Origin of the sequence: Bacillus sp. Xin1, assembly GCF_013314535.1 — a bacterium.
In the GTDB taxonomy this organism is placed as follows: Bacteria; Bacillota; Bacilli; order Bacillales; family Bacillaceae_G; genus Bacillus_A.
Map to the genome: position 1 here is coordinate 1 of NZ_JABUAE010000070.1, position 10,825 is coordinate 10,825.

6 protein-coding genes and 1 pseudogene are annotated in these 10,825 nt (G+C 34.5%); 4 read left to right on the forward strand and 3 right to left on the reverse strand.

Annotated elements, in window-relative coordinates:
- Positions 1-375: 375 nt before the first annotated feature.
- The 3 genes and pseudogenes from HRG09_RS26540 to HRG09_RS26550 all read right to left on the reverse strand — a co-directional run bounded on the left by HRG09_RS26540 (position 376) and on the right by HRG09_RS26550 (position 5,500).
- Positions 376-2,344 (reverse strand): annotated as a pseudogene (locus HRG09_RS26540) (ABC transporter permease).
- A 1-nt stretch (position 2,345) separates the two neighbouring features.
- Positions 2,346-3,092, reverse strand: coding sequence for an ABC transporter ATP-binding protein (locus HRG09_RS26545; RefSeq protein WP_174103827.1), 747 nt, complete (start codon positions 3,090-3,092; stop codon positions 2,346-2,348).
- 377 nt (positions 3,093-3,469) lie between these two features.
- The gene (locus tag HRG09_RS26550; RefSeq protein WP_174103828.1) at positions 3,470-5,500 is read right to left on the reverse strand and encodes a serine hydrolase domain-containing protein; all 2,031 of its coding nucleotides are present in this window, start codon (positions 5,498-5,500) and stop codon (positions 3,470-3,472) included.
- Between the two features lie 559 nt (positions 5,501-6,059).
- Here HRG09_RS26550 and HRG09_RS26555 point away from each other — a divergent pair.
- The 4 genes from HRG09_RS26555 (at position 6,060) to HRG09_RS26570 (ending at position 10,694) form a co-directional block, all read left to right on the forward strand.
- On the forward strand, positions 6,060-7,226 hold the full coding sequence (locus tag HRG09_RS26555; RefSeq protein ID WP_174103829.1) for a serine hydrolase domain-containing protein: 1,167 nt from the start codon (positions 6,060-6,062) through the stop codon (positions 7,224-7,226).
- 197 nt (positions 7,227-7,423) lie between these two features.
- Positions 7,424-7,780, forward strand: coding sequence for a hypothetical protein (locus tag HRG09_RS26560; protein ID WP_174103830.1), 357 nt, complete (start codon positions 7,424-7,426; stop codon positions 7,778-7,780).
- Between the two features lie 528 nt (positions 7,781-8,308).
- Entirely contained in the window at positions 8,309-8,899 is a 591-nt protein-coding gene (locus HRG09_RS26565; RefSeq protein ID WP_174103831.1) for a sensor domain-containing protein, read from the forward strand.
- 4 nt (positions 8,900-8,903) lie between these two features.
- A complete protein-coding gene (locus HRG09_RS26570; RefSeq protein WP_174103832.1) occupies positions 8,904-10,694 on the forward strand; it encodes a helix-turn-helix transcriptional regulator in 1,791 nt (596 codons plus the stop codon).
- Positions 10,695-10,825: the final 131 nt, after the last annotated feature.

Here is a 10,825-nt window from a genome sequence, read left to right on the forward strand (position 1 = left end):
CACCTTCCATAGAAAGACCAAACCTCTTAAATCAAGTTTTTCAGACGGATCAACGAAATAAAATATGGGTTGGTGATATTACCTATATTCCTACCCAAAAAGGGGGTCTCGCCACATGTCCATCAAGCTAAGATAAACAGGAACCCCATGCCCATCAACTTAAGAAAACAAATCCACCCCAAAACGAAAAAATGAGCTTTTTTATTACAAGTTAGGACAAAATCTCGTTCTGGGGGAGGTGTATTTTCTTAGCTTGATAGAGATGTGGTGCTACTCCATTGGTAAAACAAAGAATTTAATTAACTCACTAAAAAAGTGACTTTAAGTAAGAGGTATATATACGGAATACCACCAGCATTTCTCTCATTTACCACTTTAATTTATGGAATGAAGTATTTGGCGCAAATAACTTCTTCTAATAATAAGGTAGTAAATTATTTGTATACTAATAAAGCTCGTGAATATGAGAATAGAATTTCCTGCAATAGGTAAGTCTATATGCCTGCTCTGCGCTAAAAATCTTATTGCCAAGAAGGCTACGCTACTGTGAAGAACAGAAATCACAATAGGTATAAAAAATAATATGCTAATTTGTTGGGTTACAATTTTTTTTATTTCTCTTTTAGTTAACCCCTAATTTAGAAAGCATTTGGAATTGGCTTTTATCTCGATCTAAATCTGTAAATAAACGGAAGTATAAGAAACTAATTGTAAATATAAAAAATACAACTCCTACTAGTACACTAAGAATAGATAGTATCGCATTCACTTGTTTACTTTCTAACCATTTTAATACCGGGGAATCAAATATAAAAGGTCGATATGCGTTTGTATAATCATTTGGAATTATCTTTGTAAGTTTTTTAGCCACATCTGCTGTTTCATACATGTTTTTAATTAAAAAACGATAGTCTATATATTGATCGACCTTTGTTTCTCCTAACTGTGTATTTAGTATTGTTTCGTACATTGAATCCGAAACAACGACAGAAAAATTATCAGATGGGCTGATAATATTATCCATTAATATTTTATTACCAGAAAAATTATAATCCATATTACCGTGTTCCAGTGTAAGGGATGAAGACAGTTTCTTTAATTTCTCTTGAGGAGCTACTCTCAGATACATTTTTGATGGCAGGATTAGACTGTCTGTTTCCTTATTTAACGTTTCTGCTGGGTATCCTAGTGTTTTGGCAGTTGCGTTGTAATCAGTCAGTTTCATAATTGGTGTTGCGTGACTTGTTGTATTAAAACCAGTAGAAATTACTAATTTATATGAGAATCCATCATTATGTAATTGTTTCTCTATTTGAGAAATATAAAATGCCTCCTCCTTGTTGTGTTTAAATGATTTATATTCAAATGCATAAGGACTGTTAACTTCCGCTAATGCGCCATTTCCAATAGAAAGACAAGTACCAATAGAGGTAAAGGCAACTACGGAAAGTACACTTACTAGAAAGAGTGTTCTTGCGTTATCTGTCATTCGATATGTTAACTCTGAAATCATTAACATATTGGTTTTTTTAAAGAAAGTGTATTGACGATTTTTTAATATTTTAATGACATAAAAGCTCAGCTGAGTAAATAAAAAGTATGTTCCTAATACAGTTAAGAAAACACATAGTAATAGAACATATATCTCAATTCCTTTTCTTAATGCCATATCCAAATAAAATGCTGAGACATATCCAATGCAAATACAAAGAATTGAGAAGAAGGCTAGCCATTTAGATGACTTTGGTTCCGTTTTTGGTTTTTCTTCAGATTTCATGAGTTCAATTAGCTGTGATACCTTCATTATTCGTACAGTGAAAAAAGAGACAAGTATAAATAAAATAAAAAACATAAGAGATGTCACTAAAATTGCCTTAGTAGGAAAATGAAATGGAAGCCCACCTTTTAATAGGAAAAGGGAACCACTTATCAGTAAGATTAATTTTCCAAAAACTAATCCAAGTCCAATTCCAACAATAATTGCAGAACATCCAATTAACATATTTTCCATGAAAATTAGCTTTTTTAATTGTGCGTTAGACATGCCATGGAGTAATAAGATCCCAAATTCCTTTTTCCTTGTTTTTAAAAACATAGTAATTGAATATAGAATGAAAAAGAAGGAGAAAAATACAATTAGATATTGAGCAATTTTAAATCCTTTTGTACTTAACGAACTCATGGTCTCACTGGTCGATACAAGATTTCCAGTGAAATTAGGATGAAATGCAAGCAATTCAAAAGTAAATAGAATCATCACGGCAAATGTACTACTCAAAAAATGTCCAAGGTATAATTGTTTATTACGAGTGACATTATTATATACAAGCTGACGAAAATTCATGTTAATTACCTCCTAGTAAAGATAGTACATCTGTAATATCTTTGTGAAATTTTGAACGATTGTCACCGCAATAAATTTCATTATAAAAAGATCCATCTGTAATGAAGATTACTCGATCACAGTAACTCGCGGCTACTGGATCATGTGTCACAAGCATCATAGTTACTTGTTGATCATGATTTAATTTCTTTAGGAGTTCCATCACATCATTTGCCGCTTTTGAATCTAAATTTCCTGTTGGTTCATCTGCTAATATTAATTGCGGAGAATGAATAAGGGCACGAGCAATGGCGGTTCGTTGAGCTTGTCCTCCTGAAATTTCGTAGGTTCTTTTATTTAAAATCTGTTCAATCCCCAGTTTTTTAGAAATAACTTCCACTTTGTTGTTCATTTCATTCAAACTTACATTATCTAATGTAAGTGGTAAAACAATATTCTCTTTTACAGTTAGCGTATTCATGAGGTTAAAGGATTGAAAGACAAATCCTAGTTCGCGTCGTCTAAATAATGCTAAATCATTAGAAGATAAACAATGAGGATTTTTTTCGTTAATAAATACTTCTCCTGATGTTGGTGCATCAATAGTAGAAATCATATTCAGTAAAGTTGATTTGCCACTTCCTGATGCTCTCATAATTCCTACAAATTCTCCTTTTTGTATTGTTAAATCAATATTGGAAAGAGCTTTATAAGATACTTTTCCTGTATTATAAATTTTACTTAAGTTACGGACTGTTAATATACTCATAGTTATTATCTCTGTTCGTTTATTGGCTATATATAATTTAATCAAAAGTATTATAGTCCTCATATTGAATTGTCTTACATTTACCTTACAAGCATGTAAGAATTCTATCTTTTAAGAAAATTGTTTTAGAGGAGGTTGAAGATCTAACTCAACATATTTACAGTGTATAACGCCTATTAAATTAAAGGAAGGAACCTATCATATTTCCTAATAGGTTCCTTCCTTTAATACAAAAATTTCAAATATATAGAGTCATGCTTCGAATCGTTTGCGTTTTCATAAAGATCTTATAAAGTTAAATTTCTTGTTTTATTTTAGCTTGATATTGATAAGATACTAGCATCCCATTTTTTTATTATTTAAATTAGAATAAATATCTACTGTCGTTTAATAGGCAATGCATAATATCCAAAAGCTAAATCAAGCAAGGCACCTGCTTCTTGACGCAGTAACACATCTTTCGGACGGAACATAAAAGATCCGTCAGCATTGATAGAAGTATCAGGGTCTAGAATTCCTTGGGAGGCAAGTGCTTGAATAGATTGGACTGCCCAATCATCTGCGGCATCAAGTAATTTAACTTTACTAGCTTTATCAGTTTGAATCATTTTCAGGTCTTGAATTTGCTTTACGTTTTGAATCATGGTTGCTGCGACTTGTCGGGTAATCGGAGTAGCACGGTTATACTCTGGAATTCCATTCATCATTTTTTCTCTTGCCTCCTTGGATTCGTCTGGAAAACCGTTCCATCCGTGAGCAAGTAACAGCGTATCCGCAAATTCTCCTTGTGTCATGGTGTCCATCGGATTAAATAGATTATCTGTTTTAGCACCCATAATATTTAGAGCATGAAGACTATCAATGTGACTTCTATATTTACTCTTTGATGGCACGTCATCAAAAGGTGGTTTGTTGTTAATTCTCTGAGCATCTGCTACAAAATCAAAGCTTTTAGGAGAGTTGTAGTGAAAATATGCGATTTCTCCAGCCGAATTCTTTTTGAAAGCGACTTTATTGCCTTCTGAATCTTCAAATAACAACGGATGAATCATTTTGAGAACCTGTTTTCCCGTTGTACCACCCTCCATGACCAAATTCCCATTTTCATAAGTAAAATGAGTGCGAATTGCAGCAAAACGCGTATTTTGGAATAAACCCAAGTATTTATGAGCCTCTTTTTCCTCTAACGGAAGATAGCTTGTTTTTACATCATTCTTCTTAGCAGGGAAATAGTGATCCATGAGAGCTTCATATATGTCTATACTCATCATTGAATCATTATTATAAGACATGAAGAATGCTGTTTTTTGTTCAGGCACTAAAATCAGCAGTGATTGATGTCCAGGCATACTTCCACCTTTCATTACAACGTGTTGACCGTTAGCAAATTCATTAAAAGGCGTTTCAAATCCAATTGTCGCAACAGGGATTGTCTTATCATCAAAAACTTGATAGGCATGCATCATATCTATGCTTTTTTTACTTACAATTTCTTTGTCTTTAAACGTTCCTTTCTGTAGTTGCATAATCATGTATTTTGACATGTCTTCCGCAGTAGATAAAATGCCTCCTTGTGGTGTATCCCTTAAACCGCTCCCACTTGTTGGAATCGGATCACCAGTGGGACCATAATGTGTAGCCATTCTTTCGAGAAGGTCAGGCGTAAAGCTCATACTCGTAGATTTCATATCTAATGGTTTGAAAATATTTTTTTCCATATATTTTGAAAAAGGGGTGTTAGTAGCATTCTCTACTGCAAACCCTGCGAGCGCAAATGAGACGTTGTCATACGTATAAGCTTCACCTGGTGGCCGTACCACCGTTGGCATATGTTTAGAGAAAAATTCTTTCATTGGTATACTATTATGAACGTATTCGGGTCCAGTTATATTTGTGAGGTCCGGAAAATCTACCCCGCTAGTATAAGTGAGCATATCAAACAGGGTGAGAGGTTTCCCTGTTTGATTAGGTATTTGTAATCCACCTAGATATTTTTGTACGTCTTGATCTAGTTTAAGCTTTCCTTTATCGACTTGTTGCATCACAGCCAAGGCAGTAAAAGTTTTTGAGACTGAAGCAATTTGAAAGACCGTGTCCTTAGTAACGGGAATTTTCTTTTCTTTATCAGCATATCCATACCCTTTATTAACAACAACCTTGCCATCATGAACGACGACAAAACTAGAACCATTCACATTATACTTCTTCATTTTTTCCTCAAATAATGGATCAGCAAAAGATTCAATTTCTTTTTTATTATTGGGTCCTTTCATCATTTCAATATTAGTTGTGGATGCCGATGGTTTTGATGTTTCTCCTTCTAATGATTGTTGGGAACATGCAGAAATCATGGTTGAAGAAGAAAGAAGAATTGCAACGATCCCCAGTTTGTTAATTGCTTGTTTCATTTTTGAACGCTCCTTTATTTAATTAGGATTTTTTGTTAGCTCAACGAGTTAGCGACTCACTAGTTTATGAACAGAGTGTAACAAGCGGCGAGTCATAGTAGATAGTGAACTTCTGTCATATTTATAAAGAAAAACAAAAATTGAGTGGATGAGGCTGTATTGATAGTTATGTCATAAAAGTCATGACATTTTGACACTACCGTATGTGACAGAAAAACACTTAGAATCAAGGAGCAGTTTTTAACGCATTAACAATAAATGAGGAGGGGAGATCTACATTGTGTATGTTAAAAAATATAATGAGGCGTGAAAGGGGAAATAGGTATGATCTATTTATCAAAAACAAACCAGTAATAATAGTGGTTCTTCTAGGGTTAACATACATGTGGAAAAAGAGGAATTTATCGTTTGTTAGAATACAATGGCATTTGTGAAAAAATAATTAGCAAGATAATTACAAATGTAATATTGAACTTTTAATAGAGATGATAGCTGTGTGCTTAGTATGAAACAGCTAACAACCATCTACACAATATGAATAGAGGAGAGGGAGAATCTTATGAAAACAAGTAGGCAAATTACGAGTGCAAGTCTGACCCTTTTAATAGCTGGAAGTTCCCTAATATACACAACACCAAGCTCAATTGTAAAAGCAGAGTCTGATCAAAATGTATCTAGTTCGTTACAAACAAATACTCAACGAGATCGTACTTCCGTCAAGAAAGCAATGCGGGATACACTACAACTTGGATATCCAGGGATACTCGCTACAATTTATAAGGGTGGAAAAACGTGGAGTTATGCCGCTGGTATAGCGGATCTGAGAACCGAGAAGCCAATGAAAACAGATTTTCGCTTTCGCATTGGTAGTACGACGAAGACATTCATTGCAACAGTGCTACTTCAATTAGCTGGAGAGAACCGCTTGAATTTAGACGACTCCATTGAAAAATGGTTACCTGGTGTCATTCAAGGAAACGGATATGATAGCAACCAGATTACTATCCGGCAGATATTGAATCATACAAGTGGTATTGCTAACTACATAAAGTCAACAGACTTTGATATGAAAGATACAAAAAAATCGTATACGGCTGAAGAATTTGTAAAGATGGGGATTTCTCTTCCCCCAGACTTTGCTCCAGGAAAGGGCTGGTCTTATTCAAACACAGGATACGTATTACTGGGTATCCTTATTGAAAAAGTAACTGGAAACAGCTATGCGGAAGAGGTTGAAAATCGAATTATTGAACCTCTTGAATTGTCAAATACATTCCTACCTGGCAATTCAACGGTTATTCCAGGCACCAAGCATGCCCGTGGATATGCAAGATATGACGGAGAAAGGGAGCTAAAAGACGTTACTTATTCTAACCCAGGTAGCTCGGATGGAGATATGATTTCTACTGCTGATGATTTAAACAAATTTTTCTCTTACTTACTCAGTGGCAAATTACTGAAGGAACAGCAGCTAAAACAAATGCTTACTACAGTTCCTACAGGAACAGAAGGGATCGATGGATATGGTCTTGGAATCTATGAAACTAAACTTCAAAACGGTACCTCGATATGGGGACACGCAGGCGGTGTTCCAGGCTTTTCTACTTTTGCTGGAGGTACACTTGGAGGCAAGCATATATTGGCTATCAATTTGAATGGCCATAGAATTAGTCATAGTAATTCTGATCCTTTTAAAAATATTTTACTTGCTGAATTTAGCAAGTAGGTACAAAGGAAAAACGGATAAATTCTGTCATAGTTTTTATAGTTAGAAATATACCTTTCTGGTTCAAAAAACAACTTACTCTAAAAAATTGTTTTGGAAAAGTAAGTTCTTAATTTGATGAATATATGGTGGTATCAATCTTCTAAAAATAGAGACATTCTGTCTAATGAATGATGTAACAACAAAGGAGAAAAAACATGAAAAAAAGTTTAGCAGTTTTATTGTCAGCTGATGTGATTACTACATCAATTAGTTTACCGATATCTAGCTATGCAGATACATCAAATAATATACTGTCCACAGAGAAATATAATGAAACCATCAAGTTTTCAGAGTTTATTTCTGGACAGTTGACTATATCATTTTCAACAAAAACTGCCGATCTAGTATTTCGATATAATGATGAAAATAAGGACAAATATAAACTAAGTACAATGAGTGTTCAAGAATCATTCACTGTAAAGAAACAAGAAGTTAATCAAGGCTTTTTATCTCCACAACTAGATAACCATGAGTATTTTATCGAACTAGGGAGGCGAACTCCTAGAGCATAATATTTTTACATGCAGCAAGCGCTCTAAGAAATGTTACTGGAACAACAAGGGTAGGGAAAGGTTTATTTGGATTTGGAAATAAAAAAATTGAATCTCTTAAAATCTAATACTACGTATTATTTAGTTGATAAAATGAGGGATCAAGGAATTTATAAGTATGATGCCCGAAATCAAGGGATTGATTATGACACTTCGTTTTTTTCAGGAATCCTTATTTTAAGGATTCCTTCTTTATATCAAAAAATCTGCAAAGAAAAAAGATAAGATTGGGAACACAATCTTATCTTCAGCACAACGAGTTAGCGGCTTGTTAGCATATGGACAGAGTGTAACAAGCCGCTAGTCATAGTAGATAGTGAACTTTTGTCACATTTATAAAGGACAACAAAAATTGAGTGGATAAGGATGTATTGATAGTTATGTCATACAAACCATGACATTTTGACACTACCGTATGTGACAGAAAAATACTTAAAATAAAAAAGTAGCTTTTAACGCATTAGCAATGAATGAGGAGGAGAGATTTTAATGACGAAAGCATCAGCTCAAAAAACTTTGCAAGATTTTTATTTCTTGTTATTTACCTTTGTATCCGGTTTTTTTTACTTTTGTTTCTATCTGGTCAGCGTTACATTTGCATTAGTAATGACGATTATCTTTTTGGGTATTCCCTTGTTAGCGTGGGTACTGCAAACAACTCACACGTTTGTTCAGTATGAACGTATTCAGACGAAGATTTATGCAGATATATCGATAGAGATATTCGAACCAAGAAAAAAAGAGGAGGGAGATAAATGGATTAATGTGAGGGATATAATTCTTAATAATAGCAACTGGAGGGCTATTTTTTGGCTCATGCAGAAATTTTTTGTCGGAATAATGAGTCTTATATGTGCTGTTTTACTGTATGTAATGCCGCTAGTATGTATCGTTACCCCCTTACTTTTTCGATATTTTAATATATACTTATTGGGCATTGCTGTGAATTCATGGGAGACAGCAATTTTTGTCATGATTGTTGGTTTCATTCTCATCTGGATACATAATCTTATTGGAAACTGCTTAGTTCGAATTATTGGAATGTACACGCGTTTCATGTTTAAAGCTATAAAGGAGTGATAATTTGTTTAAAACTTTAAAACTATGGTTTTGGTATGATTGGGCCTTACTTTGTATACGCTTTATTATTTGGCTATCATTGATATCAGCGACTATCCAACAACAAGATCATTTGACAGTACCACTTTGGATCATAATCCTTTGGGAAGTCGTTTCATTTTCAGCACCTTGGATTTGTTTAATGTTCAGTTATCGCTATTATTTATTTACTGAAATAATATTATTTGGCGGAGTTTGTTTTTATTTAACTTTATTATTTCCTTCAGCGTATCTTGCTTTTTTAATGCCAACTTTTATGATTGCGGCAAATAGCGTTCATAAATCTTACCGCTGGTCGGGTCCTATCACAATTATTTTGTTCCCGTTGTTCATTGCGATATTTTCCAAAGTAACAGATTTATGGGTAATCATCCTACAACTCAGTTTAGCTTTTGCTATGGGCACTTTCTTTCGTTTACTGGCTATTAATTACCGTCAAAGTGAAATTATTCGGAACCAGAAACATGTATTGGAACAATATGTATCCCAAGTTGAGCGGATTACATTACTCGAGGAACGTGATAGGCTCTCAAAAGACTTACACGATACGATGGGGCATTCCTATACTTCAATTATTATGGGGATGGAAACATTACGTATGGAATTAAAGTCTAAAGAAGGAGAGCAACAGCTCGATTCATTATTACAATTGGCCCGTAACAGTATGGAAGAAGTAAGACTGTATTTACATCAATTAGATTTATCACAAGAATCGCTTCCCTTAGCTGTCACATTACAACAATTGACAGAGGAATTTAAGAAACATTCAAAAGTAAATGTACGTACTCGAATAATAGGGGAAGAGTATATGGTCTCCAAACAATCAAAAATGACACTATATCGGAGCTTGCAGGAATCACTAACAAATGCTGTTCGCCATGGGCATTCCACAGAAATCATTGTGTCACTTCATTTTGAACCACAACAGATAAGATTGGATGTACAGGATAATGGCTGTGGGGTAGAAGAGTGGAAGGATGGCTTTGGATTAACTGCAATGAAAGAGCGTGTGAGTCAGTCACAAGGAAGAGTCATTGTTTATTCCAAAAAAGGGGAAGGGACATTAATTTCATGTGTTTTACCGAAACAAGTACAACTGTCTAATGAACAAATCCGCCTGTGTATTGTCGATGATCATTCTTTTATCCGAGAAAGTCTTCATACAATTTTGGATGGACAGGAGGATTTACAAGTAGTGGGTATGGCTGAAGATGGAGAACGGGCTTTGGAATTGTGTGAGAGACTAAAACCAGATGTAGTATTAATGGATTTAGAGATGCCAAATCTGGATGGGATTTATGCGACTAAAATGATTAAGAAAAAATGTCCGGACATTCGTGTACTCATTCTGTCAACCTTTCAGAATACAGAAAGGGCAAAAGAAATCATACGAAATGGTGCGGATGGATATTTATTGAAATCCATAGATTCGCGTGAACTAGCTGAATCAATTCGTCTAGTCTATCGAGGAGGCACGATGATTAATCATGACTTGTTCCATAGAATGTGGGAAGAAAATGAAGAAACCGGATTATTTGAATCACGATCAGATGGAAAAGAGTATGGATTAACGAAACGAGAATTAGAGATTTTAGAACTATTATCACAAGGAAGCCGTTATAAAACAATAGCTTCGACACTTTACTTGTCAAACGGAACGGTAAGAAATTACGCCTCCAATCTCTATGAGAAGCTAGGAGTTAAAAATCGAGAAGAAGCCGTACAAAAGGCAAAAGATATAGGATTACTTTCTTGACTCTCTCAATTGAACTAGTTAGCTGAAGTCAATGGGGAACTTACAGATAATGCAGGGCATCACTACCCAATCCTACATTTGAAACATTGGATATTCAACTTCGTAAAAAACGGGATCATCAGGCTGCCTAT